The sequence below is a fragment of the Brevundimonas sp. 357 genome (genome assembly GCF_003938605.1).
Classification (GTDB): Bacteria; Pseudomonadota; Alphaproteobacteria; order Caulobacterales; family Caulobacteraceae; genus Brevundimonas.
This window is the reverse complement of sequence record NZ_RHWX01000006.1, coordinates 54,900-78,681: the sequence shown is the minus strand read 5'-3', so window position 1 is coordinate 78,681 and position 23,782 is coordinate 54,900. Positions and strand designations below refer to the sequence as shown.

Genomic DNA, 23,782 nt, shown 5'->3' with positions numbered 1-23,782 from the left:
TTATGCCGCCTGGAAGCGTCCCTGTCGCTTGCGAACCCACAGCCAGGCCAGGCTGGTCACGGCGAAGAAGCCGACGCTGGGCCAGATGTAGCCGCCCGCCGCCGCCGCGACCGCAAAGGCCGAAAACACCGCCCCGCCGACGGCCAGCAGACGCCAGCCCGGCTTGGTCGTCAGCTTCCACAGCGTCACCGAACACAGGGCGTAGAGGCACAGCGTCAGCACCGAGGTCACGCCGATCAGCACGCCGAACTGCTGGCCCAGCGTCGGCTGGGCGCTGGCGATCACCATGGCGCTCATAATGACGCCGTTGATCAGGGGGTTGGACAGGGGCGTTTTGCCCTTCTGCGCCCCGCCGAACCAGCGCGGCAGCCAGCCCGCCTCGGCCGAGGCGCGCGCCGTCTCGCCGCCCATCATGGTCCAGCCCGCAATGGTGCCGGTCGCCTTGATGACGGCGCAGGCCGCAACCAGCCCGGCCACCGAGGCCCCCATGACCCGCGCCACCAGATCGGCGTAAGGACTGGTCGAATGGGCCAAGACATCGGCCGGGATGACGCCGAACACCGCAACGCTGGCCGCCACATAGACGACGAAGGCCAACAACACTCCGCCCAGCGAGGCGCGGCCCACGTCGGTCGCCGGGTTCTTCACCTGACTGGACAGGGCCGCCGCGCTCTCTACGCCCAGGAAGGCCCAGAAGATCACGGCCAGCGACGCCGGAACCGTCTTCATCAGCGGCTCGCCCGCCGGACTCCATGAGGCGGCGAAGGTCTCTCCGCTGAAGGCGATGACGCCGGCGATGATGGCCAGGCCGATCGGGATCAGTCCCAGCACCAGGGTGATCGCCCCGAACCGCGCCGCCGTCTTCGACCCGGCCGCATAGGCCGCCGTCGTCAGCCAGATCAGCGCCAGATTGCTGACCGCCCCCCACATCGGCTCCTTCAGCGCCGGAAAGAAGAAGGCCAGATAGCCGGTCCCCGCCACCGCCACGGCCACGTTGCCGGTCAGGCAGGCGGCCCAATAGGCCAGCCCCGTCTGATAGCCCAGGAACCGCCCCAAACCGCGCCGGGCGAAGTCCGACAGGCCGTCGGCCTCCGGCTGCATCCGCCCCAGACCGCCGAACACCAGCGCCAGCGTCACCGCACCGATCCCGCAGACCAGCCAGCCGATGACGCTGCTGCTGCCGGTCGGCGCCAGGGTGGCGGGCAACAGGTAGACGCCCGATCCGATCATGTTCCCCGCCACCACCAGGGCGGCCAGGCCCCAGCCGATGCGGTGCGAGGGTTCAGGCAGGATGTCGACTTGGCTCATGCTCGCCGCATAGACTGAAATGTCGCAGCCGTCGCCATGAAGATTTTCCCGCCTTCCCTTCAGGATGAGCGGGACAGGGAACCATGCTAATGCCCCGGCCAGAAGTTCTGGAGCCTCCCCCATGCCCGTCACCACGGTCGGCCTCGATGCCGACGACACCCTCTGGCACAATGAGACCATTTTCCGCCTGAGCCAGAAACGGTTCGCCGAACTGCTGGCCGACCACGCCGAAGAGCCGGTGATGATGGACCGCCTGGCGCAGGTCGAGCGCCGCAACCTGCGGCTCTATGGCTACGGCGTGAAGGGCTTCACCCTGTCGATGCTGGAGACGGCGATGGAGTTGTGCGACGGCTCGGCCCCGCCCCACATCGTGCGCGAGATCCTGGCCGCCGGCCGCGAGATGCTTGTCCACCCTGTCGAGACCCTGCCCGGCGTCGCGGAGGCCGTCGCCGATCTATCGACGCGATACCGCCTCATTCTGATCACGAAGGGCGATCTGATGGATCAGGAACGCAAGCTCGCCGCCTCCAGACTCGGCGACTACTTCTCTGGCGTCGAGATTGTGTCCGAAAAGGATCGTTTGACCTACGAAACGATCTTTTCGCGCCATGGCGTTGCACCAGACGACGCAGCTATGGTGGGAAATTCCATGAAGTCGGATGTTCTCCCGGCAATCGCTGCGGGCGCCTGGGGAATCCATATTCCGTACCATATTACCTGGGCCCATGAGCTCGCCGACGCGCCCGAAGGCCACCCTCGCTACGTCAGCCTGAGCCGTTTCGACGAGGTTCCGGACTGGCTGCGCACGCTCAATCCGTAACACGACTTCTTCGCCCAATTTCGAACGCAAATTGCCTCAATTGACGCAATAACGAGACACAATTCCGTCTTTATTGGACAAAATTCGTCCCAAATTTGCAACACGGCAACATTACCGTCGCACTTGCTCCACATCGCGCATGATCCAACTTGACCCGACCCGGATGAGGCAATCCTGTGGCGGATCATGGTTCATACCGTGTCGTTATGTGAGGCTTAACTGTATGCGATTCACCCGCTCCCGCCTTCTGGGCAGCACTGTCCTGATCAGCGCCCTCGTCGCCGCCGGCGCCGTTTCCGCCCAGGTCGTCGAACAACCCACCTCAGACGCCCAAGCCACCGAAGTCGGTGAAATTGTCGTCACTGGTTCGCGTATCCGTCGTAGCGCCGCCAATGCGCCGACGCCGCTGATCCAGGTCACGCAGGAAGAAATCCTGTCGACGGGCCAGACCAGCCTGATCGATTACCTGTCCACCATCCCGGCCCTGCAGAACTCGACGGTGCCGTCCGACACCACGGGTTCCAGCCTGAACGCCGGCGGCCTGTCGCTGGCCAACCTGCGTTCGCTCGGCTCCAACCGCACCCTGACCCTGGTCGATGGACGCCGTCATGTCGGTTCCTCGGGCGGCGACCTGTCGGTTGACGTCGACACCATCCCGCGCCTGCTGATCCAGAACGTCGAAATCATCACCGGCGGCGCCTCGTCGGTTTACGGCGCAGACGCCGTCTCGGGCGTGCTGAACTTCATCCTCAAGAAGGATTTCGAAGGCCTGGAGATCGACGCCAACTACGGTCAGATCAACGACAACGGCGAAGCCACCCGCCGCATCTCGGGCCTGATCGGCAAGAACTTCATGGACGATCGCCTGAACGTCTATGCTCACGCCGAGTACGAGAAGATCGACAACGTCGATTCGATGGACATCGACTGGATCCGTCGCGGCCCGATCCGTCTGGCCATCGACGCCGACCCGACCAACCGTCCGTACGACGGCCTGCTGGACGCCGGCGTCTTCTACGGCGTGAACCGCCTGGACATCGTGCCGTGGGGCCAGACCACCCTGGCCAACCTGCAGCGTCCCAGCGACCTGACCAACCCGAACGTGCCTTACGAGAACTGCCTCCCCGGCGGCAACTTCTCCTACGCCGCCAACTGCTTCGGCATCATGCCGGGCAAGACCTTCTGGTATGAAAACGGCGGCGCCCGCCCGGCCAACTTCGGCCAGCGCGTGGGCAACGTCGGCATCAACCGCCCGTACAACATCGGCGGCGACGGCATGCCGCTGGGCGAAGTCGCCGGCTTCAGCCGCGTTCCGGCTTCGGAGTCGCAGCGTTATCAGGTCGGGACCAACTTCAAGATCACCGACTCGATCAACTTCCACGCGTCGGCCAAGTACGTCACCGAAGAAACCTTCATGCGCGGCCAGCGGACGTTCTTCGACGTCGATCTGGACAACGACTCCTACGGCGCTGGTCAAACCAACTCCATCTGGGGTTCGTCCGCTTTCGACCTGCGCTGGGCCGATAACGCCTTCCTACCGCAGACGGTGAAGGACGCCATCGCCAACAACCGCATCGACATCTATGCGCCGCCGACCGCCGCGAACGCCGGCGAACTGATCGGCACCGAAAGCCTGCCGATCGCGCGTCACACCTTCTTCGGTCCGCAACGCTCACAGGCCAACACCCGCGACATCCAACGCTATGTCGTGGGCTTCGACGGCAACCACGGCCCCGTGGGCTTCGCCAAGTCGCTGTCCTGGGATCTGGGCTACACCTACGGCAAGGCCGAGATCGAGAACATCGAACGCGCCGTCGACAGCCAGCGCATGGCCCTGGCCGCTGACGCCGTTGTCGATACGGCCGGCATCATGGGCACCCCGGGCGCCATCGTCTGCCGTTCGTCGTTGATGAACGCTCGCGGCGACGCCGTCATCGCCGACCGTCACCGTGGCGGCGACCTGCGCGACACCGAGTACGGCCGCAACGCCATCGCTCAGTGCACCCCGCTGAACATCTTCGGCGCGGGCAACCAGTCGGCTGAAGCTCTGGAATACGTCGACGCCTTCGTTCGCGTCGAGGAGATGAACGAACAGCACCAGGCCATCGGCTCGATCTCGACCGAGCTGTGGGACTTCTGGGGCGCCGGCAACCTGGGCTTCGCCTTCGGCGGCGAATGGCGCAAGGAAAGCACTTCGGCCGTTGGCCGCAGCACCACCGCCGGCGACCGTCTGCTGTTCCTGAACGGCGGCGCGGACTTCCCGGAAGTCAGCTACGAGTCCAAGGAACTGTTCACCGAAGTCTCGGTGCCGCTGTTCCGCGACTCCAAGCTGGGCGAGTACGCCGAACTCAGCGGCTCGTACCGCTGGGCCGACTATTCGACCGTCGGCAACGTCGACGTCTATGGCGTGAACCTGGTCTACCGTCCGATCCGCGACATCACCTTCAAGACCAGCTTCAACTCCTCGGTTCGCGTGCCGAACCTGGGTGAGAACTTCTCGCCGTACGGCGAAACGTTCGCCAACAACTTTGTCGACCCCTGCGCCACCGCCACGATCGCTGGTCTTGACGACCAGGAGACCAAGGCCAACCGCGTGAAGAACTGCACGACCCTGGCCGCTCAACAAGGCCTGTCGTTCGACTTCGCCGGCGCCACGGCCACCAACACCGACGACTTCCGTCCGAACTACACTTCGGGCCTGACGGGCGTCTCGGGCGGCAACCCGGACCTGCAACCGGAAGAGTCGGAATCGTTCACCTTCTCGACCGTCTTCCAGCCCCGCTTCGCGCCGGGTCTGACCGTGTCGCTGGACTACTATGAGATCAGCATCGACAAGGTCATCGCCTCGGTGTCGGCCGCCGGCATCGCCGCCAACTGCGTCAGCGGCGCCGAACTCAACATGGACGCCTGTAACTCGGTCTTCCGCAACAACCCGAACATTCCGTTCGGCGTCGGCGCGCCGAACGGCGATCCGATCGGCGGCTTCATCGAGCGTTCGTTCAACTACGCCGCTCTGGAAACCCGTGGTCTCGACTTCGGCGCCAACTATTCGTGGGACACCGCGGATTGGGGCAAGAACTGGGGCGCCTTCGACTGGCGTCTGAACGGTTCGTGGCTGATCGAGCAGAAGCAGTTCCTGAACGAGTCCGATCCGTCGGATTATGATGAACTGGCCGGCAGCATCACCCTGAGCGGCACCAACGCCTATCCGCGTGTCCGCCTGGCGTCGTCGCTGTCCTGGCGTCCGAACGACATCTGGAATGTCAACTGGACGGCCGACTGGCAGTCGAGCGCGAACATCGTTCGCGCCCGCAACTTCATCAACAACGCCGACTCTCGTCTGGGTGACCAGATGGAAACCGGCGCCTTCACGCGCCACGACATCACGGTTCGCTACAATGTCCGTGACGACCTGACGTTGCGCGCCGGCGTGGTGAACCTGTTTGACGCGGAACAGCGCGACATCCTGGGCACCACCATCTACTCGAACTACGACCCCTACGGCCGTCGCTTCTTCGTCGGCCTGAACTTCCGTCCCTTCTAAGAACGGACAAGGTTTGAAACTCTGGGGGCGGTCCTTACGGGCCGCCCCTTTTTCTTGTGCGCTCAGCAGGGATAAGCCCTTGCCCACCGGCCCCTGCGTCTCTAAACGGGCCGCTTAACCGACAACCCGAACGGATCGGCCGCGAGCGCGCTCGCGCCCGTCCGTCTGCGCGCGTGGAGACCGCCGCCCTGACCAGTCATGAAGAAAAGGACGCCATGGTGCGCGCCGCGCTCATTGAGCAAGGCGACAGCGGGATCACCCCGCGCCATACGCTGTTCTACTTCTACGGCGAGGAAGAGGCGCACGGCGACCTGTGCGAGGTGGCCCGCCGTGCGGGCTTCCTGACGCGGGGCCAGGGCGACATGACCGTCCTGGAGACCACCATGCCGGTCGACGAGGCGTCGTTTTCGCCTGTGTCGGCCATGATGCAAACCTGGGCCGCGGCCTTCCAGCTCGACTACGACGGCTGGGAGTGCGCGGTCGTGACGAACTGAGACGAACGCCGATGCCCAAGCGCACAGACATCAAGTCCATCCTGATCATCGGCGCCGGTCCGATCGTCATCGGCCAGGCGTGCGAGTTCGACTATTCGGGCGTTCAGGCCTGCAAGGCGCTGAAGGCCGAGGGCTACCGGGTCATCCTGGTCAACTCGAACCCCGCCACCATCATGACCGACCCGGAGGTGGCCGACGCCACCTATATCGAGCCGATCACCCCCGAGATGGTCGAGAAGATCATCGCCAAGGAGAAGCCAGACGCCCTGCTGCCCACCATGGGCGGCCAGACGGCGCTGAACACCGCCCTGGCTCTGAACGCCTCGGGCGCCCTGGCCCGCCACGGCGTCGAGATGATCGGCGCCAAGGCCGAGGTCATCGACAAGGCCGAGGACCGTCAGAAGTTCCGCGACGCGATGGACAAGCTGGGTCTGGAATCGCCCCGCTCGCGCGCCATCCACCACATCGAGGAAGCCGACGACGCCCTGGCCTTCGTGGGCCTGCCCGCCATCATCCGCCCGTCGTTCACCCTGGCAGGCACCGGCGGCGGCATCGCCTACAACGTCGAGGAATTCCACGAGATCGTGGAGCGCGGTCTGGACCTGTCGCCGACCACCGAAGTGCTGATCGAAGAGTCGGTGCTGGGCTGGAAGGAATATGAGATGGAGGTCGTCCGCGATCATGCGGACAACTGCATCATCATCTGTTCGATCGAGAACATCGACCCGATGGGAGTCCACACCGGCGACAGCATCACCGTCGCCCCGGCCATGACCCTGACGGACAAGGAATATCAGATGATGCGCGCGGCCTCGATCGCCGTGCTGCGCGAGATCGGGGTCGAGACGGGCGGCTCGAACGTCCAGTTCGCGGTCAACCCCAAGGACGGCCGTCTGGTCGTCATCGAAATGAACCCGCGCGTGTCGCGCTCATCGGCGCTGGCGTCCAAGGCCACCGGCTTCCCGATCGCCAAGATCGCCGCCAAGCTGGCCGTCGGCTATACGCTGGACGAGTTGAAGAACGACATCACCATGGTGACCCCGGCCAGCTTCGAGCCGGCCATCGACTATGTCGTCACCAAGATCCCACGCTTCGCCTTCGAGAAATATCCGGGCTCCGAGCCGTCGCTGACCACGGCGATGAAGTCGGTCGGCGAGGTCATGGCCATCGGCCGCACCTTCCAGGAATCCATGCAGAAGGCCCTGCGCGGGCTGGAGACGGGCCTGAACGGCTTCGACGACATCGAGATCGACGGCGTGGCCGGCGCCGAGGACGACGCCGCGATCAAGGCCGCCGTCATCCGCGCCCTGGGCCTGCCGACGCCGGACCGCATCCGCGTCATCGCCCAGGCCTTCCGCCACGGCCTGACCGTGGAAGAAGTGCAGGCCGCCTGCGCCTATGAACCGTGGTTCCTGCGCCAGATCGCCGATCTGATCCGCACCGAGGGCCACGTTCGCGTTCAGGGACTGCCGACCGACGCGACCGCCTTCCGCAAGCTGAAGGCCAAGGGCTTCTCGGACGCCCGTCTGGGCGCCCTGACCGGCAAGACCGAGGGCGAGGTCCGCAAGGCCCGCCGCGCCCTGGACGTGCGCCCGGTGTTCAAGCGCATCGATACCTGCGCCGCCGAGTTCGCCTCGGCCACCGCCTATATGTATTCGACCTATGAGACCGGCGCGCTGGGTCAGATCCCGGCCTGCGAGGCCGAGGTGTCGGATCGCAAGAAGGCCGTCATTCTGGGCGGCGGACCGAACCGCATCGGCCAGGGCATCGAGTTCGACTACTGCTGCTGCCACGCGGCCTTCGCCTTCGACGACATCGGCGTCGAGAGCATCATGGTCAACTGCAACCCTGAAACGGTCTCGACCGACTACGACACCTCCGACCGCCTGTATTTCGAGCCGCTGACGGCCGAGGACGTGCTGGAGCTGATCGACGTCGAACGCTCGAAGGGCGAACTGCTGGGCGTGGTCGTCCAGTTCGGCGGCCAGACCCCGCTGAAGCTGGCCCATGCGCTTCAGGAAGACGGCGTGCCGATCCTGGGCACCAGCGTCGACAGCATCGACCTGGCCGAGGACCGCGAGCGCTTCCAGCAGATGCTTCAGGCCATCGGCCTGCAACAGCCGCCCAACGCCCTGGCCCGCTCGGCCGAGGAAGCCGCGATCAAGGCCGAGGAGGTCGGCTATCCGGTCGTCCTGCGCCCCTCCTATGTGCTGGGCGGCCGCGGCATGATGATCGTCCACGACCGCGAGGGTCTGGACCGCTACGTCGGCGAGGCCATGCGCGTCTCGGGCGACGATCCCGTGCTGATCGACCACTATCTGAACCGCGCCACGGAAGTGGACGTGGACGCCCTGTGCGACGACGAGACCGTCTTCGTCGCCGGGGTTCTGGAGCATATCGAGGAAGCCGGCGTCCACTCGGGCGACAGCGCCTGTTCCATGCCGCCTTTCTCCCTGCGCCCCGAAACCGTGGCCGAGCTGAAGCGTCAGACCACCGCCATGGCCAAGGCCCTGAAGGTGCGCGGCCTGATGAACGTGCAGTTCGCCATCGAGGAGCCGCACAGCGAGAACCCGCGCATCTTCGTGCTGGAAGTGAACCCGCGCGCCAGCCGCACGGCGCCCTTCGTCGCCAAGACCATCGGCCAGCCGGTCGCCGCCATCGCCGCCAAGGTCATGGCCGGGGTTCCGCTGTCGTCCTTCGGTCTGGTCGACAAGGAACTGGACCACATCGCGGTCAAGGAAGCCGTCTTCCCCTTCGCCCGCTTCGCCGGAGTCGACACCATCCTGGGCCCGGAAATGCGCTCGACCGGCGAGGTCATGGGCCTGGACTGGAAGCGTGAGGGCGAGGCCGATCTGGCCCCCGCCTTCGCCCGCGCCTTCGCCAAGTCCCAGACCGGCGGCGGCACCATCCTGCCGACCGAGGGCACGGCCTTCGTCTCGGTGCGCGACGCCGACAAGCCCTTCATCGTCGAGGCGGTGAAGACCCTGCTGGCGCAGGGCTTCTCGGTCATCGCCACCGGCGGCACCCACACCTATCTGACCGAACAGGGCCTTGAGGTCGGTCTGGTCAAGAAGGTGCTGGAAGGCCGTCCCAACATCGTCGACGCCATGAAGAACGGCGAGGTCCAGCTGGTCTTCAACACCACGGACGGCAAGCAGGCCCTGGCCGACAGCTTCTCGATCCGCCGCACGGCGCTGATGATGAAGATCCCCTATTACACCACGGCGTCCGGCTCCCTGGCCGCCGCGCAAGGCATCGCCGCCGTCCGCCACGGCGAAATGGATGTGCGCCCGATCCAGAGCTACAACTGAGATCAGGCCCCGTGCTGAACAACGGCCCCCGGCGAGCAATCGCCGGGGGCTTTTTCGTGGCCCCGCCTAGGCGCCGCCATCCCCATATAGTCGCCGTCATCCTCAGGCTTGACCCGAAGATGACGGCTGAGAGTGTGCATGCGCCCCATAACGCCCGAACCCGCCGTGACCCTGAGCGTCGAAGGCCCGGTCCGGGCCGCAGAAGCCCTGATGCCCAAACGCCAGGCAAGGGCGCTGAACCCGGCGGCGTCCCGGCCGTTCCTCTGAGGAACCCGCTTCCAGAGGAAACGCCGCCCATGTCCCTGTCTCGCCTTTCCACCCTGCTGGGCGGCCTGCTGCTGTCACGCCGAGGACGCAGCCTGGCCGCCCGCCACGCGGGCAAGATCGCCCTGGCGACCCTGGCCTGGCGGCTGTGGAAGAGCCGCCGCGCGCCGATCCAGGGCGCGCCGCCGGGCGGAGGGGCCGCCCGCGCGCCGCACCGGCGTCAGCGCTGGAGCGGACGGCGCCGCTGACCGCACTGTATCAGGCAGAGGAAACCTCGATCGGCCGTCCGCGTTAACCTCTTATGCGTCTGTCCGTTATCCAGGTCATCGCCGCCCTGTTCGCGGCCGTCTGTCTCGTCATCGCCTTCATCGCCGCAGGGGTCGCGGTCGTATCGGGCGTCTTCATGCTTCTGGCCGTCACCGCCCTGGGCTTCATCGCCTGGACGGCCCTGCGACGCGCGTTCAGCAAGGATCGCGGGCCGTCGTCCCCGCCCGCGCCGCCCTCCGGGCCGTAAGAAAACACTGAAACACGGCTGCGCGTTTGCGCCGCGCCGGGCGGCGTCGTTTCGCCATCTTGAGTTTGGGCGTCGGGCGCCCTAACTTCCTTGGCCGGTCACGCAACGCCCCCGTGGCCGCAGCGGTACCGGAACGTCTCTCACCTGTCTTCGGGCGTAGCAAGAAACTCACGACACAATGGAAAAAGTGCCGATGACGGCCGAGGGATATCGCTCCCTCGACGATCAACTCAAGCAATTGAAATCGGTGGAACGACCCAGCGTGATCGCCGCCATCGCGGAAGCCCGCGAACATGGCGATCTGTCTGAAAACGCCGAATACCACGCAGCCAAGGAACGCCAGGGCTGGATCGAAGGCTCGATCGCCGAGATCGAGGACAAGCTGTCGCGCGCCCAGGTGATCGACGTGTCCAAGCTGTCGGGCAGCCAGGTCAAGTTCGGCGCCACCGTCACCTTCGTGGACGAGGACACCGAGGAAGAGGGCGTCTATCAGATCGTCGGCGAACACGAAGCCGACGTGAAGCTGGGCAAGATCTCCATCGCCTCGCCGATCGCCCGCGCCCTGATCTCGAAAGAGGTCGGCGACGTGGTCGAGGTCAACACGCCCGGCGGCGTGAAGGCCTATGAGATCCTCAAGGTCGAGTGGAAGTAACCTCCGCCGACATCGAGGCTGAAGGCAGGGCGCGCGGCACAGCCGCGCGCCCTCTTTCCATCTGGGTCGTGTCCGACGGACGCACCGGCATCCAGAATCAGGCCCTAGGGCTGGCCGAGGCCGTCGCCCGCCTGACCCCGGCCGAAATCAAGATCCAGACCGTCCGCTGGCGCCCCGCCTTCGACCGCTGGCCGTCGGCGCTGAAGACCCCCGCCATGCTGGCGCCGGGGTCGTTCGATCCGCGCGGCGTGACCGAATGGCCCGACCTTTGGATCGCCACGGGGCGCGCCAGCCTGCCGCTGTCGGCGCGCGTGCGCGGTTGGAGCGGCGGCAAGACCTTCGTCGTCCAGACCCAGAACCCGCGCTGGCGCAACGACCGCTACGACCTGATCGTCGCCCCCGCCCATGACGGCCTCAGCGGCCCCAACGTCCTGTCGATCACCGGCAGCCCCCACCGCATCACCCGCGAGCGTCTGGCCGAGGCGGCGCCCGCCTTCGCCGCGCGCATCGCCCCCCTGTCCCATCCGCGCGTGGCGGTGATGGTGGGCGGAGCGTCCGCCGCCTTCGACCTGCCGCCCGCCCACGCCGCCGATCTGGCCGACCGGATCGCCGAGGCCGTGACCGCCGCGAACGGCGCCCTGCTGCTGACCTATTCGCGCCGCACGCCGCAGGCGGCCAAGGCGGCGATGAGCGAACGCCTGTCGACCCTGCCCGGCTGGATCTGGGACGGCGAGGGCGACAATCCCCTGTTCGCCATGCTGGACGGCGCCGACCACATCCTCGTCACCGAGGACAGCGCCAACATGGCCGCCGAGGCCGCCTCGACCGGCAAGCCCGTCCACATCCTGCCGATGGTCGCGAAGAAGGCGCCGGGCAAGTTCGCCCGCCTGCACGCCCATCTTCAGGCGCGCGGCGCCGCCCGTGCGTTCGACGGCACGCTGGCGTCGTGGATCTATGAACCGCTGAACGAGACCGAACGCGCGGCCCGCGCCGTGCTGGCGGCGATACGTCGAGCCTAGTCGCCGCCGCCGTCGCTGTGGTGGCTGTTCACGCTGGGAACGCCGTCCGTCAGCGGTGCAGCCTCTTCGGTCTTATTGTCCGCTCGCTTGACGCCGCTCAGCCCCATCAGGGCCACGCCCAGACCCGAACCGATGGCCACGCCCAGCGCCAGCCACATCGCCAGATTGTCGGTCGCCGCGCCGATCCCGGCGCCGATCGCGATGCCCGCGCCGATGCCGACCGGCATCCAGGCCGCCTTGTTCACCTGCTTCATCTCGTCTCCCCTCGTTGAAGTCCCGACCTAGCCCAGCGACAGCCGGGCCAGATTCTGATCGCCGCGCTGACAGGTCGGCCCGCTCTCGGAACGGATCGACACCCCCGCCGCCGCCAGTTCGGCCAGGAAGACCTGTCCGGCGTCCGGCTGGGCCTCGCGCCCCTCGGCCGCGGGCGCGCCCGGCGCCGGTCGGCACAGGCTCACGGTCGGCGCGGCGCGCCAGCGCGCCAGGGCCCAGACCATGCGGGCGCGCGCCTCGGCGTCGCCCAGGTCGACCGCCTTCGGCTCCTGCACCGGCGGCGTCACCCACACGTCCACCCCGTCGAACCGCGTCCGCAGGGCCGCCTCCAGCGCATAGGCGCTGTCCAGATCCAACCCGGCGTCGGGCCGCAGCAGGACGATGGCCCGCCGCCCCTCGGCGTCGGTCATCACCGCATCGGTGGCGAAGGGCACGGCGTCGGTCAGACGGTTGCGCAGGGCCGCCGCCGGATCGGGCGCGCTCGCCTGACTGGTCTGGACGGCGCGAGCCGCCGCCTGCGGATCGGCCACGACGATCTGGTCCAGGGTGGCGGTGACAGGCACATGTAGGGCCGCCGTCAGCCGCTCCTGCAGCCGCGCCTGGGCGTCAGCCACCAGCTTGCGCGTGCTGACCAGGGTCGAGACGGTCACGCCCTTCCCTTCGCTGCGCGCGTCCAGCAGGGTGATGCGCGACTCGGCGCCGGCGAAGATGTCCTCGACCGCCAGCCGGGTCTCGGCCGTGGCCCGGCTCTCCAGGGCGATGCTGCGCAGCGACAGGGCCAGCGGCACGGCCAGCAGGACGAAGACCACCATGACCGCCACCCCGCGCCACGGCTTGGGCCGCTCCAGCAGGCGCGGCCGGAAGCCGTAGAAGCCCGCCGTCACCGTCGCCGCCAAGGCGATGGCCACCAGGTTGGTCATGAACAGGAAGAAGGCGCCCGCCGCGATCGAAAGGTCGCCGGTCCCCAGGCCGAAGCCCACCGTCGCGACGGGCGGCATCAGGGCGGTGGCGATGGCCACGCCGATGATGGTCTCGCCGCGCTGTCGGATCACGGCGTAGGCGCCCGCCACGCCGGAAAAGACCGCGATCAGCAGGTCGAAGAAGTTGGGCCGGGTGGCGCGCCAGAATCTCGGCTGTCGGCTCCTTCAGCGGCGACAGCAGGGTCAGCAGGATCGCCACAAACAGGGCCAGCCCCACCCCGACGCCCAGCGCCGTCAGCGACTGCTTCAGCTCGTTCCAGTCCAGCAGCGCCAGGGAGAAGCCCAGAGCCACGATCGGCCCCATCATCGGCGACACCAGCATGGCCCCGATCACCACCGCCGGCGACGACAGCATCAGGCCCAGGGCCGCGATGGCGGCCGAGATCACCGTCATCATCAGATAGCGGCCGCTCAGCCCGCCGTTCTCATAGACGGCGGCGGCGGCCTCGGCGTGATCCACGCCGCGCCGAGCGCTGACCAGCAGACGACGCAGCAGGTTTCGGGTCTGGGCGGCGGCGGGCGTTTCTGCGGTCATGCCCGTTTCATATCCCTCCACGAAGCGTGACGGAACGACAGGCGTCGCGAAATCGGGAATCAGCGCCTAAATAGGAGCCATGACCCAAGCCAAAGCCCCAGCCCGCACCGTCCGCGTCGCCATCATCGGTTCCGGCCCCGCCGGCTGGACCGCCGCCATCTACGCCGCCCGCGCCTCGCTGAACCCGGTGATCATCGCCGGCCTGCAGCCCGGCGGCCAGCTGACCATCACCACGGACGTCGAGAACTATCCCGGCTACGCCGAGACCATCCAGGGCCCCTGGCTGATGCAGCAGATGCAGGCCCAGGCCGAACACGTCGGCACGGAGGTCATCCACGACATCGTCACCCAGGCCGACCTGTCCCAGCGCCCCTTCCGCCTGACGCTGGACTCAGGGACTGAAATCCTGGCCGAGACGGTCATCATCTCCACCGGCGCCCAGGCCAAGTGGCTGGGCCTGGACTCCGAGGCTGAGTATCAGGGCTTCGGCGTCTCGGCCTGCGCCACCTGCGACGGCTTCTTCTATCGCGGCAAGCAGGTGGTGGTGGTCGGCGGCGGCAACACCGCCGTCGAGGAAGCCCTGTTCCTGACCAACTTCGCCGAGACCGTCACCGTGGTTCACCGCCGCGACGAGTTCCGCGCCGAGAAGATCCTGCAGGACCGCCTGTTCGCCCATCCCAAGATCAAGGTGATCTGGGACGTGTCCGTCGAGGAAGTGGTCGGCGTGGTCGACGGCGTGGCCCGCAACGTCACCGGCGTGCGCCTGAAGAACGTCAAGACCGGCGAGATCAGCGAAATCCCCGCCGACGGCGTCTTTATCGCCATCGGCCACGCCCCCTCGTCCGAACTGTTCAAGGGCCAGCTGGAAACCAACTCCGGCGGCTATCTGCGGGTCAAGCCGGGCACGGCCGCGACCGCCATCGAGGGCGTCTGGGCCGCCGGCGACGTCACCGACGACGTCTATCGCCAGGCCGTGACGGCGGCGGGCATGGGCTGCATGGCCGCCCTGGAAGCCGCCCGCTTCCTCGCCGAGGAAGACCACAAGGCCGCCCAACACCCCATCAGCCACAAGGAAGCCGAGAAGATCGGCGCCTGGTGAACCTCGGCCGCCCCGGCGGCCGATCCTTCCCCACTCGAAGGGCGGCGGTTCCCGATCAGGGCCGCCGCCTGATCGTCCAATCTCCCTCGCGCGGTCCCGGCGTCGCCATCCACTCCGGCTTCAGCGTCAGGGTCCAGCCGTCCCCCGTCATCCCGTCCGGCGTCGCGCTCGTTTCGGCAATGGCCACGGACAGGCGCGACCAATCGCTCGACAGAAGGGCGCCGCCCTTCTTGACCTCCAGCACGCCCCAGTCCGCCGCGGCGCGAATGACGCCATAGACCGACCCTTCCGGCGGCAGAGGGGTCACCTGATTGGGGTCAAAGCTGAAGCTGGCGCCGGATACGGGCGCCGTCAGAACGGGACCGTCCACCAGTCCGGCCCTCAGGGCGGCGACGCGCGCCGCCTGTTCGCGCGCCCTTGCCGATTCCTCGGCCTCGATCTGCGCCGCCCCGTATCGCGCGCCGCGTTCCGCGAACGCCTCGTCATCGACGGCGACCGCCAACTCCAGCGCGCGCGCCAGCATCCGCACCAGTCCCTCGCGACGATCCCAGTCCGCCTTCCAGCCCGGCGCAGCCTCATCCAGAAGGACGCCATAGGCGGGGCCGGTGTAATAGGCGAAGGATCGGGCGTATGCGCGTACCCGGTCGCCCCTGGCCAGGTGGGCGGCGAGGCGAGACATCATCTGATCATCGCGCGACAACAGGCGGCCGGTGTATTCGGCAACGCCCTCGTTCCGCTCCATGGCGTCCTCGGCGGCCTGCGACTTCGGGAATCGGGCATGTCGCCAGGCCCGGAAAACCAGCGCGTCCTCGACCGCCCGACGGCGCTCCGCCGGCTCGACCGCCGCGAGCGCCGCCGACAGGGCCCGCAACTCCAGACGCAGGGACAGCCGACCCGCCTCGGTCTCCAGTTGAGGCTGGTCGGCATGGGTCGTCTTCAGACCGATCTGGTCCTGGATACGATGCCAGGCCTCGTGCATCAGCAGGATGGACCGCGCCGCCTCATCTTCCGGCAGCGGCGTCATCAGCATGGTCCAGACCCGACCGTTCCAGCGCACCGCCGTATTCGCGATGGGCACGGCGTCCGGCAGCCGCCCTATGAAGAGCGCGCCCTCCTGCGCCAGGGGCGCATCGACGCCGTCCGCATTGGCGATGAAGTCGCGCGACGCCGGATCGGCGATCAGGATCGGCCCGCATAGCGACACGCCCCACGCCCGACCGGCGTCCGCGTCGCACAAGGCCTGGGCCTGTCCGAAGACCGTCGTGGCCGAGGCGGCGTCCAGTCTCACCTGCGCCAGGGCGGCCTCCGCCGAAAACAGGACAAGCCCCATGGCCAGGCCGAGCCGCCCGTCTCCGAAACGCAACGCCATGACTTCCCCTTTCGACAACACCCCCCGCACTCCCTCCAGCGCGGATCACCGGCATATGGTGAAGCTCGAAGCGACGATAGTATGGCCGGAAGCAGGCCGAATAGGGCGATCTCGCCCGCGCCCTCACCCCTGCGGCTTGCCGACCTCTTCGACGGCCATGGGGGTGACGCCGGCGGGCGGCGGGGCGGTCACGGTCACGCTGGGGACGGCGCCGGTCTCGAAGGCCTTGAGCCGTTCGTTGATGGCGGCGATCTCGTCCTTGCCGGCCTGACGGCGGCCGCCCAGGCTGGCGACGCCCACCACGCGGGTCTGGCCGTCGATCTCGACCGTGCGCAGTTCGCCCGACTTGGCGCCGTCCAGCGCCGCTTCGACGCTGTCGGCGGCCGTGGCCAGCAGGACGCGCGACTGGGCGAAGCGAGCCTCGTCGATCGTCGGCTCGCGGCCGGAATAGGCGGTGACGAAGGCGGCGGTCTCTCCGGCCGCGCCCTTCCAGCGATAGAAGATATGCGCCCCGACCTGGGTGATCTTGGCCAGGCTGGGCGACCACCAGGGGTGGACGTAGTCGGCGTGGTAATGGGTCGCCGTACCCACGCGCTCGGACACATGGCCGTTCAGGGCGCGGGCCGCGACCCTCTCGGCCCGGTCCCAAGCCCAGCGCACCGGCCCGCGCGCCAGGGAGCCGTCGCAGGTGAAGCTGAACTGGCAGCCCGTGGTCCGCTCGGCGCCCTGATAGACGACGCCGCAGATGCTGGAGGGATAGTTGGGATCGCGCACCCGGTTCAACACGACCTGGGCCACGCCCTCCTGCCCCTCGGTCGGCTCCAGCGCCGCCTCGTAATAGACGGCCTGGGTCAGGCAGCGCAGGGCGCGCCGACGCGACGCCTCGTCCGCCGGGCGGAACAGGAAGGGCCGCGCGGGCTGAAGCGCGCCGAAGGCGTTGGGCATGGCGGCGTTCAACTGCTGCGCGGCGACGCCCGCCACGCCCTGATCCAGAGAGGGCTTGCCGCCCAGGGTCAGGCTCTCCCAGCCGGGGGTCAGGCCGTAAAGCTCGGGCAGGCCCAGGGCCGGGTCGTGCCGACGCGCGATCGCCAGTTGTCCCGCATCCATCCGCGCCGTCACGGCGGCCAGACCGTCCGGCCCCAGGTCACCGCCGGTGGCGCGGGCCACGGCTTCGGCGGTGCGGTCGATGTCGGGACGGGGGGTCGAACTGGCCGACATGGCCACGCCCATAACCGCCACGGTGACGGCCATGACGGCGGGCGCCGCAGCGGCTGCCCGGCGTCCGGTCGTCTTCAGCGGCGTGAGGCGGCCGAGTTTCATGCGATGTCCGTATAGCGGCGTCTGGCGGCGCCGGAAATCAGCGATCTGCATGACCGCCCAATCCGGCGCTTTTCAGACGCGAAGATTACCGTTCCGTGAGGCGGAAGCGGCCATCCCCTTCGCCTTAACGATCGCCCAGGCTGGAGCGCAGCATCCAGGCGGCCTTTTCGTGGGCGGCCAGGCGTTGCGTCATCAGATCGACCGAGGCCTCATCCCCCACCTCGTCGGCGGCGTCCAGGGCCGCGCGGGCGGTCGAAATGACCACGCCGTGGTCCTTGATCAGCTCCTTGAGCATCTCGGACGAATCCTTCTCGGGATCGCCGTCCTTGATCGAGGTCAGGTTGGCGAAGGCCGAGCCGCTCTGCGGGGCCAGCTCACCCAGGGCGCGGATGCGCTCGGCGATATCGTCCAGCGCGGCCCAGATCTCGCGGTACTGCTCTTCCAGCAGGTTGTGCAGGCTGAAGAACTCGGGCCCGCGCACGTTCCAGTGATAGCCGTGCGTCTTCAGATAGAGGGCGTAGCTGTCGGCCAGAGCCTTGGACAGCTCGCGCGCGACGTCGGCGCGCTCCTTGGGCTTCAAACCGGTGTCAATGGCGTTCATGACGGCTCCCGTTGGCAGTGCTGGGTGAAGATCAGCCTTGCAGTTAGGTCGTCGAACGCACGATCCAAGGGGCGGGCGGCGACGCGTCGCAGGAATCTTCGCCCCTGTAACGCTGAAGCCATGCCCTCGTTGCTTTCGCACAGCGCGATCCAGCGTTGAACTCAAAGATCACGGATTTGCGATTTGAGAAACCATCATTTTCCATGAGAGCGTGACGGATCGATAATCAACGGAAACCCGAAGATGACTCGTTCAATCAAGGCTATTGCATGCGTGACGGCGATCGTAAGCGCGGCTCTATCCACCGCAGCGCTCGCCACGCCATGGTCCGAACCCCTCTACGACTACATCTACTACAGCGACGCAACCAAGACGGTTCAGGTCGGCTACCATGTGGGCGTCTGCTACAACGGCTATGCTGGCGTAGCTGAATTCGCCACCGGAACGGTGACCTCCCACTACGAGCTCATCCGAACCGGTACTTGCTCCAGCAAAGGCACCATCTATCAGTAAACCGCATGTGTGCGCCCCGGCCTAGGCCGGGGCGACTTCTACTCAGCGCTGGCGCGCCTTGCGGGCGGCGTAGCGCGCGTCGCGGGCCGCCTTCTGCTCTTCCTTGGTCAGCTGCTTGCGCTCCTTGCGGGCGGCGCGCTTGGCGGCGTCGACCTCGTCCTGAGCGGCCATTTCGGCAGCCAGACGGGCGGCCTCCTTCTCGGCCTTCTCGCGGCGCACCTCGGCCTTGGCCAGTTCGTGCTGCTGGCGGATCGCCTCCTTCTCGGCGGCGCGCTTTTCGGCCAGTTTCTCGAACTCGGGATCCTGAACCGTCGGCTTCGGCTTGAACCGGGCCAGCAGGGCTTGTTTGGCGTCTTTCTGGGCGGACAGGCGGTCGTTGAAGCCGGTGTTCTTGAGGTCGCGCATGCTGAGAGGCGGGTGTCCTTGATAGGGAATGGAGACGGCGAAAAAGGCCGATCGCCGGAGCGACGGCCATAGATCAGATCGGGAGACGCATCTCGACGCGCTCGACCCGGCGCGAGGCCAAAGCCGAATTTCGCGCCGAAATCAAGCTCTACGGCCCGTTTTCATGGGATTTAGCGGCAATGGGGCCGCCAGGACGCAGAATGGGGCCGCACGACGCGGCCGTATCCATGTCGATGGATCAGTGCGGCTTCTGGGCGTGGCCGACGGCCGCGCCGGCGGCGCCGCCGACCGCCGCCCCGACCGGACCGGCCACCACGGCCCCGGCGACCGCGCCGGTAGCCGCCTTCTGTTCAATGCTGTGGCCGCAGGCCGACAGGGCCAGGGCTCCGGCGCCGGCCAGCGCCAGGACGGCCAGACGGGAAGCGATGCGGGTCATGGGTCAACTCCTTGAAATAGCACAGCTTGGAACGCGAGAGTCGCAGGCGAGTTCCCATCTATGGCGCGACTCTGACGAACAAGATGTCATACCTCGCCCAATAGCTTATTCGCGCACCACGAACATCAGAGATAATCTTCCACCAGCATACAAATACAGTTCTTGCAAGAAATGCTAAGGCGCAATTTCGTCATGATTAAAAACAATCAAAACAACGACTAAACACCACCTTCTCTATGCTGAGGAAATTACAATTCTAGCGAATCAGTCACATTGAGGCCATGATCGGATGGATAAAGGCCCGCCTTCGAGGGCCGGCGTTCAGTCGGCGTTCGCCCGACCTGCTTAAGCGCGACGCGTCCTTGTCGCCGGGGTTCGGGATCTACGGGGGCGGCATCCTCGCCCTGTTGTACAGGACTACGCCTTTGTTTCTCTCCTCGCAGACGCGTGCGCTGATGCACGCCGCCCGCTCATTCCGCCTGCGCCCCACGACGGCTGCGGCGGCGTTCGGCGGCGTCGTCGGCCTCGCAGTCGGAGGGGCCTATCTGGGCGGCCTGGCCGCCCAGGCCTCGACCGTGCGCGCCCAGGCCGAGCGCCTGCAGGGCGCCGGCGCCGGCGGTTATACTCAGGAAGCCCTGGCCGAAGCGGCCGGCGGCCTGGACGCCAGCGCCCTGACCATCGCCCATCGCCACGACCCCTATTCCGTCGCCGGCTCGGCCCAGCGTGATCGCCAGGCCGAACTGCTGACCGCCCGCCTGGAACAGCTTCAGGGCCAGGACGGCCTGCGCCGTGAGTCCGCGACCAAGGTTTCCGCCGCCCGTCCCTTCCGCCTCGACGGCGCCCTGGACCGGTCGCGCGACCTCGATTGCCTGACCCAGGCCGCCTATTATGAAGCGCGCGGCGAAGGCCGCGACGGCATGAAGGCCGTGGCCCAGGTGGTGCTGAACCGCGCCCGCCACCCCGCCTTCCCCAACACCGTCTGCGCCGTCGTCTATCAGGGCGCCAATCGCGGCACGGGCTGCCAGTTCAGCTTCACCTGCAACGGCGCCATGCGCGGCCGGGTCAACCGCGCCGCCTGGGATCGCGCCCGCGACGTGGCGACCAAGGCCCTGTCGGGCCAGGTGTTCGCCGCCGTCGGCAACGCCACCCACTTCCACACCACCGCCGTCTCGCCGTCGTGGCGCAACAGCCTGGTGCGTGTGAACCAGGTCGGCGACCACCTGTTCTACCGCTTCGGCGGTCGTTCGGGCGCCAACCAGGCCTTCGCCTACAACCCGCGCCCGTCGGGTCCGGTCGAGCAGGCTCCGCGCCTGATCCAGGCCAGCCTCGATCCGGTGGAGACCGCCCGCAACGCTTCGGGCGCCGTGGCCTACACCGCCGTCCTGGCCCGCGAAGCCCTGACGTCGGCCAAGACGGAAGAGCGTCCGGCCGCCGCGCCGCGCGCTGCGGCGACGCCCGCCGCCCCGGTCGCCGTGACCCCGGCCTCCGCCAAGCCCGCCGCAACCGCCACGCTCAACGCCGAAGCCTGATCGCGCGCCTTAAGGGTGCGTCTTGCGGTGGGTCGTCAGATTCTGCTGCAGATTGCCGTAGCGCCCCTGCTGGCTCAGGTTGACGTCCGCGTCGCCCGGCTGGCCGGACTGCACGCCGTGATCGGCGAAGCTGCGTTGCTCCCTGGGCGGCTGCGGGGCCCTGGTCATGGCGTCTCTCCTTAGGGGTCGCGCCCTCCCGCCCCATGAAAACGGCCCCCCGCCGGGCCCGTTCCCCGAAAAACCTCGGTCCGCGTCCGCTCAGCCGGCGTCCAGGCCGATGTCCAGCTGCATGACCGAGTGGGTCAGGGCGCCCACGGAGATCACGTCGACGCCGGTCGCAGCGATGCCTGCGACGGTGCTCAGGTTCACCCCGCCCGACGCCTCCAGCACCACCGGCCCGAAGGCGCTGTCCCGCACGCGGCGCACCGCCTCGGCCATGTCGTCCAGGCTGAAGTTATCCAGCATGACGACGTCCGGCCGCTCGGGCAGCACCTCGTCCAGCTGATCCAGACCGTCGACCTCGACCTCGACCTTCATCAGGTGGGAGGCGAAGGCCTTGGCCCGGCGCACCGCCTCGCCCGCCCCGCCGCAGACGGCGACGTGGTTGTCCTTGATCAGGATGGCGTCATCCAGACCGAAGCGATGGTTCAGCCCGCCGCCGCAGGCCACCGCGTGCTTTTCCAGCGCGCGCAGACCCGGCGTGGTCTTGCGCGTGTCGGCGATGCGCGCGTGCGTCCCGGCGACCGCCTGCACATAGGTCCGCGTCAGGGTCGCGATCCCGCACATCCGGCCCAGCAGGTTCAGCGCCGTCCGCTCGGCCGACAGCAGGGCGCGCGCGTTCGCCTCGACGGCGACCAGCACGGTTCCGGCCTCGAACGCCTCGCCGTCGGCGACCTTCACCGTCACCGTCGCCTGCGGGTCCAGCGCGTGGACGGCGGTCCTGACCACCGCCCCGCCCGCCATCACCCCGGCCTGACGCGCGCAGAAGACGGCGCTGAAGCGCGCGTCCTCGGGGATGCAGGCCTGCGCCGTCACGTCGCCGGTGCGGCCCAGATCCTCGGCCAGCGCCATGCGCACCACGGGCTCGATCAGCAGGTCCGGCAGGGTTCGGGTCACGGGAGCGTCCTTCTTACTGTCTTCTTGTCTTCGTCATTCCCGGGCTTGTCCCGGGAATCCAGACTCGCCGAGGCCGATATTCAAAACGGCGACGTCTGACATTCACGCTGAGCGTTTCTGGATCCCCGGGACAAGCCCGGGGATGACGGCGGGGGTGGAGCCGACGTGCGCAAGGCCAGCCTCAACCGTCCCACGCATCCGCGTATGCTCGGCCCTCGGCAGGCTGTCGGGGAAGTCGCGGCGATAGTGGCCGCCCCGGCTCTCGCGCCGCTTCAGCGCCCCTTCGGCCACCAGCCGCGCCGCCGTCAGGCACGCCGCCGTCGGATGCGCCTTCGCCAGGTCGTCGATCAGAGCCAGCAGCGCCGTCAGCCCCGCCTCGTCCCGCACCACGCCCGCATAGCGCGTCATGGCGGCGCGCAAGGTCGCCAGCGCCTCGGGCGGCAGATCCGTCATCGCCTGCGCCGCCGCCAGCGGCCGCCGCTCGGGCTGGACCTCGGCCGCCGCCGCCCGGCCCGCGCGCCGTCCGAAGGCGCCCGCTTCCAGCAGGGAGTTGGACGCCAGCCGGTTGGCCCCATGCACCCCCGCCGCCGCTCACTCGCCGATGGCGAACAGGCCGGGAACCGTAGTGCGCCCCTCGTCGTCGGCGACGATCCCGCCCATGTGATAGTGAGCCGCCGCCGCCACCGGAATCGGACTGACGCGCGGGTCCAGCCCCGCCCTCATGCAGGCGGCGAAGACCGCCGGAAACTCATGCGGAAAGGCCTCGCCCACCGCCCTGGTCGCATCAAGGAAAGCGCCGCGCCCCTCGACCCGCGCCGCATGAACCGCCCGCGCCACGATGTCCCTCGGCGCCAGATCGGCGTCGGGATGGTCGCCCAGCAGGAAGCCGCCCTGCCCGTCAACCAGCCGCGCCCCCTCGCCGCGTAGGGCCTCGGTCGCCAGCGGCGCCGGGTCCAGCCCCACGTCTATGGCCGTCGGGTGGAACTGCACGAACTCGGGGTCCAGCACCTCGGCCCCGGCCTGATACGCCAGCGCCAGCCCCTCGCCGCGCAGGGCCGACGGATTGGTCGTCGCCTCGAACAGGCCGCCGATCCCCCCGGTCGCCAGCACCACGGCGGGCGCGAACACTTCATCCAGACGGCCGCCGCGCCGCTCGATCACCGCGCCGCGCACCCGGCCGTCGATGTCGCGGATCAGGCCGCGCAGCCGTCCGTCCTCCCAGATTTCAATGGCCTTCGTCGCCCGCGCGGCGGCGACCACGGCCGACAGTATGGCCCGCCCCGCGCCGTCGCCGCCCACCCGCGCCACGCGCGGCAGGCTGTGCGCCGCCTCCAGGCTGACCGAAAAACCGCCGTCGTCGTCGCGATCAAAGGGCGCGCCCAGCGCGGCCAGCCACTCGACCGTCTCGCGTCCCCGCATCGTCAGGGCGCGCGCCGCCTCGGCCTCGACCAGACCGGCGCCCGCGCCTTCGGTGTCCTTGGCGTGCAGGGCCGCGCTGTCCTGCGGCGACAGGGCCGCCGCCATCCCGCCCTGCGCCCACGCCGAGGAGCAGGCGCTCAACAACGGCTCGGGCGTCACCACCAGACCCTCCGCGCCCGCCGCTTCGGCCTCCAGCGCCGCCGACAGGCCCGCCAGCCCGCCGCCGATGATCAGAGGTCCGTCATGCCGGATCCGCGCCAT

20 protein-coding genes and 3 pseudogenes are annotated in these 23,782 nt (G+C 68.1%); 11 read left to right on the top strand and 12 right to left on the bottom strand.

Annotated features, from left to right (window positions below; translation table 11 throughout):
• Positions 1-1,308, bottom strand: coding sequence for an amino acid permease (locus EGK63_RS06960; protein ID WP_125900557.1), 1,308 nt, complete (start codon positions 1,306-1,308; stop codon positions 1-3).
• Between the two features lie 121 nt (positions 1,309-1,429).
• Between EGK63_RS06960 and EGK63_RS06955 the strand changes: the two genes are divergently transcribed.
• The 8 genes from EGK63_RS06955 to EGK63_RS06920 all read left to right on the top strand — a co-directional run bounded on the left by EGK63_RS06955 (position 1,430) and on the right by EGK63_RS06920 (position 11,926).
• Positions 1,430-2,128, top strand: coding sequence for an HAD family hydrolase (locus tag EGK63_RS06955; protein WP_125900556.1), 699 nt, complete (start codon positions 1,430-1,432; stop codon positions 2,126-2,128).
• A 223-nt stretch (positions 2,129-2,351) separates the two neighbouring features.
• A complete protein-coding gene (locus EGK63_RS06950) occupies positions 2,352-5,672 on the top strand; it encodes a TonB-dependent receptor domain-containing protein (protein ID WP_165906551.1) in 3,321 nt (1,106 codons plus the stop codon).
• A 173-nt stretch (positions 5,673-5,845) separates the two neighbouring features.
• Positions 5,846-6,166 (top strand): ribonuclease E inhibitor RraB, encoded by a 321-nt coding sequence (locus EGK63_RS06945; protein WP_125900554.1) that lies wholly within the window; start codon positions 5,846-5,848, stop codon positions 6,164-6,166.
• Between the two features lie 11 nt (positions 6,167-6,177).
• Positions 6,178-9,477, top strand: a complete 3,300-nt coding sequence (gene carB / locus EGK63_RS06940; RefSeq protein WP_125900553.1) for a carbamoyl-phosphate synthase large subunit — start codon at positions 6,178-6,180, stop codon at positions 9,475-9,477.
• Between the two features lie 296 nt (positions 9,478-9,773).
• Positions 9,774-9,989 carry a cysteine protease gene (locus tag EGK63_RS06935; RefSeq protein ID WP_125900552.1) on the top strand — a complete coding sequence of 72 codons (216 nt, stop codon included), beginning with the start codon at positions 9,774-9,776 and terminating at the stop codon, positions 9,987-9,989.
• A 53-nt stretch (positions 9,990-10,042) separates the two neighbouring features.
• Positions 10,043-10,255 (top strand): hypothetical protein, encoded by a 213-nt coding sequence (locus EGK63_RS06930; protein WP_125900551.1) that lies wholly within the window; start codon positions 10,043-10,045, stop codon positions 10,253-10,255.
• A gap of 178 nt (positions 10,256-10,433) precedes the next feature.
• Entirely contained in the window at positions 10,434-10,907 is a 474-nt protein-coding gene (greA, locus tag EGK63_RS06925; RefSeq protein WP_125900550.1) for a transcription elongation factor GreA, read from the top strand.
• Complete coding sequence (locus EGK63_RS06920) at positions 10,898-11,926, top strand: mitochondrial fission ELM1 family protein (RefSeq protein WP_125900549.1); 1,029 nt, start codon at positions 10,898-10,900, stop codon at positions 11,924-11,926. The genes greA and EGK63_RS06920 overlap by 10 nt, the downstream gene beginning before the upstream one ends.
• On the opposite strand, the gene EGK63_RS06915 is transcribed toward EGK63_RS06920, so the two are convergent.
• The 3 genes and pseudogenes from EGK63_RS06915 to EGK63_RS16985 form a co-directional block, all read right to left on the bottom strand.
• The gene (locus EGK63_RS06915) at positions 11,923-12,180 is read right to left on the bottom strand and encodes a hypothetical protein (RefSeq protein ID WP_125900548.1); all 258 of its coding nucleotides are present in this window, start codon (positions 12,178-12,180) and stop codon (positions 11,923-11,925) included. The two genes, EGK63_RS06920 and EGK63_RS06915, sit on opposite strands and share 4 nt — an antisense overlap.
• Before the next feature lie 27 nt (positions 12,181-12,207).
• Positions 12,208-13,314: pseudogene (locus EGK63_RS16720) on the bottom strand (DUF389 domain-containing protein); the annotation flags it as partial.
• Positions 13,315-13,339: 25 nt separating this feature from the next.
• A pseudogene (locus EGK63_RS16985) lies at positions 13,340-13,501 on the bottom strand (DUF389 domain-containing protein); the annotation flags it as partial.
• 292 nt (positions 13,502-13,793) lie between these two features.
• On the opposite strand from EGK63_RS16985, the gene trxB reads away from it, so the two are divergent.
• A complete protein-coding gene (gene trxB / locus EGK63_RS06905) occupies positions 13,794-14,813 on the top strand; it encodes a thioredoxin-disulfide reductase (RefSeq protein ID WP_125900546.1) in 1,020 nt (339 codons plus the stop codon).
• Between the two features lie 55 nt (positions 14,814-14,868).
• On the opposite strand, the gene EGK63_RS06900 is transcribed toward trxB, so the two are convergent.
• The 3 genes from EGK63_RS06900 to EGK63_RS06890 all read right to left on the bottom strand — a co-directional run bounded on the left by EGK63_RS06900 (position 14,869) and on the right by EGK63_RS06890 (position 18,103).
• Positions 14,869-16,182, bottom strand: a complete 1,314-nt coding sequence (locus EGK63_RS06900; RefSeq protein WP_125900545.1) for a hypothetical protein — start codon at positions 16,180-16,182, stop codon at positions 14,869-14,871.
• A 123-nt stretch (positions 16,183-16,305) separates the two neighbouring features.
• On the bottom strand, positions 16,306-17,502 hold the full coding sequence (locus EGK63_RS06895) for a cell wall hydrolase (RefSeq protein ID WP_125900544.1): 1,197 nt from the start codon (positions 17,500-17,502) through the stop codon (positions 16,306-16,308).
• A gap of 124 nt (positions 17,503-17,626) precedes the next feature.
• Positions 17,627-18,103 (bottom strand): Dps family protein, encoded by a 477-nt coding sequence (locus tag EGK63_RS06890; RefSeq protein WP_125900543.1) that lies wholly within the window; start codon positions 18,101-18,103, stop codon positions 17,627-17,629.
• Between the two features lie 243 nt (positions 18,104-18,346).
• Here EGK63_RS06890 and EGK63_RS06885 point away from each other — a divergent pair, with 243 nt between their 5' ends.
• Complete coding sequence (locus EGK63_RS06885; protein ID WP_125900542.1) at positions 18,347-18,616, top strand: hypothetical protein; 270 nt, start codon at positions 18,347-18,349, stop codon at positions 18,614-18,616.
• A 42-nt stretch (positions 18,617-18,658) separates the two neighbouring features.
• Here the strand turns inward: EGK63_RS06885 and EGK63_RS06880 are convergent, their stop codons facing one another.
• Both EGK63_RS06880 and EGK63_RS06875 read right to left on the bottom strand, forming a co-directional pair.
• Positions 18,659-19,021, bottom strand: a complete 363-nt coding sequence (locus EGK63_RS06880) for a DUF6481 family protein (protein WP_125900541.1) — start codon at positions 19,019-19,021, stop codon at positions 18,659-18,661.
• 238 nt (positions 19,022-19,259) lie between these two features.
• Entirely contained in the window at positions 19,260-19,457 is a 198-nt protein-coding gene (locus EGK63_RS06875) for a hypothetical protein (protein WP_125900540.1), read from the bottom strand.
• A 455-nt stretch (positions 19,458-19,912) separates the two neighbouring features.
• On the opposite strand from EGK63_RS06875, the gene EGK63_RS06870 reads away from it, so the two are divergent.
• Complete coding sequence (locus tag EGK63_RS06870) at positions 19,913-20,986, top strand: cell wall hydrolase (RefSeq protein ID WP_125900539.1); 1,074 nt, start codon at positions 19,913-19,915, stop codon at positions 20,984-20,986.
• 9 nt (positions 20,987-20,995) lie between these two features.
• On the opposite strand, the gene EGK63_RS16470 is transcribed toward EGK63_RS06870, so the two are convergent.
• From EGK63_RS16470 to EGK63_RS06860, 3 genes and pseudogenes are all read right to left on the bottom strand, one after another.
• The gene (locus EGK63_RS16470; protein WP_165906550.1) at positions 20,996-21,154 is read right to left on the bottom strand and encodes a hypothetical protein; all 159 of its coding nucleotides are present in this window, start codon (positions 21,152-21,154) and stop codon (positions 20,996-20,998) included.
• 90 nt (positions 21,155-21,244) lie between these two features.
• Positions 21,245-22,057 (bottom strand): carboxylating nicotinate-nucleotide diphosphorylase, encoded by an 813-nt coding sequence (nadC, locus tag EGK63_RS06865; protein ID WP_125900659.1) that lies wholly within the window; start codon positions 22,055-22,057, stop codon positions 21,245-21,247.
• A gap of 147 nt (positions 22,058-22,204) precedes the next feature.
• A pseudogene (locus EGK63_RS06860) lies at positions 22,205-23,782 on the bottom strand (L-aspartate oxidase).

Coding starts and splice junctions, on each gene's coding strand:
- EGK63_RS06960 (WP_125900557.1), bottom strand. CDS start 1,308: ATGAGCCAAGTCGACATCCTGCCTGAACCCTCGCACCGCATCGGCTGG.
- EGK63_RS06955 (WP_125900556.1), top strand. CDS start 1,430: ATGCCCGTCACCACGGTCGGCCTCGATGCCGACGACACCCTCTGGCAC.
- EGK63_RS06950 (WP_165906551.1), top strand. CDS start 2,352: ATGCGATTCACCCGCTCCCGCCTTCTGGGCAGCACTGTCCTGATCAGC.
- carB (WP_125900553.1), top strand. CDS start 6,178: ATGCCCAAGCGCACAGACATCAAGTCCATCCTGATCATCGGCGCCGGT.
- EGK63_RS06935 (WP_125900552.1), top strand. CDS start 9,774: ATGTCCCTGTCTCGCCTTTCCACCCTGCTGGGCGGCCTGCTGCTGTCA.
- EGK63_RS06930 (WP_125900551.1), top strand. CDS start 10,043: ATGCGTCTGTCCGTTATCCAGGTCATCGCCGCCCTGTTCGCGGCCGTC.
- greA (WP_125900550.1), top strand. CDS start 10,434: ATGGAAAAAGTGCCGATGACGGCCGAGGGATATCGCTCCCTCGACGAT.
- EGK63_RS06915 (WP_125900548.1), bottom strand. CDS start 12,180: ATGAAGCAGGTGAACAAGGCGGCCTGGATGCCGGTCGGCATCGGCGCG.
- trxB (WP_125900546.1), top strand. CDS start 13,794: ATGACCCAAGCCAAAGCCCCAGCCCGCACCGTCCGCGTCGCCATCATC.
- EGK63_RS06900 (WP_125900545.1), bottom strand. CDS start 16,182: ATGGCGTTGCGTTTCGGAGACGGGCGGCTCGGCCTGGCCATGGGGCTT.
- EGK63_RS06895 (WP_125900544.1), bottom strand. CDS start 17,502: ATGAAACTCGGCCGCCTCACGCCGCTGAAGACGACCGGACGCCGGGCA.
- EGK63_RS06890 (WP_125900543.1), bottom strand. CDS start 18,103: ATGAACGCCATTGACACCGGTTTGAAGCCCAAGGAGCGCGCCGACGTC.
- EGK63_RS06885 (WP_125900542.1), top strand. CDS start 18,347: ATGACTCGTTCAATCAAGGCTATTGCATGCGTGACGGCGATCGTAAGC.
- EGK63_RS06880 (WP_125900541.1), bottom strand. CDS start 19,021: ATGCGCGACCTCAAGAACACCGGCTTCAACGACCGCCTGTCCGCCCAG.
- EGK63_RS06875 (WP_125900540.1), bottom strand. CDS start 19,457: ATGACCCGCATCGCTTCCCGTCTGGCCGTCCTGGCGCTGGCCGGCGCC.
- EGK63_RS06870 (WP_125900539.1), top strand. CDS start 19,913: ATGCACGCCGCCCGCTCATTCCGCCTGCGCCCCACGACGGCTGCGGCG.
- EGK63_RS16470 (WP_165906550.1), bottom strand. CDS start 21,154: ATGACCAGGGCCCCGCAGCCGCCCAGGGAGCAACGCAGCTTCGCCGAT.
- nadC (WP_125900659.1), bottom strand. CDS start 22,057: ATGGCGCTGGCCGAGGATCTGGGCCGCACCGGCGACGTGACGGCGCAG.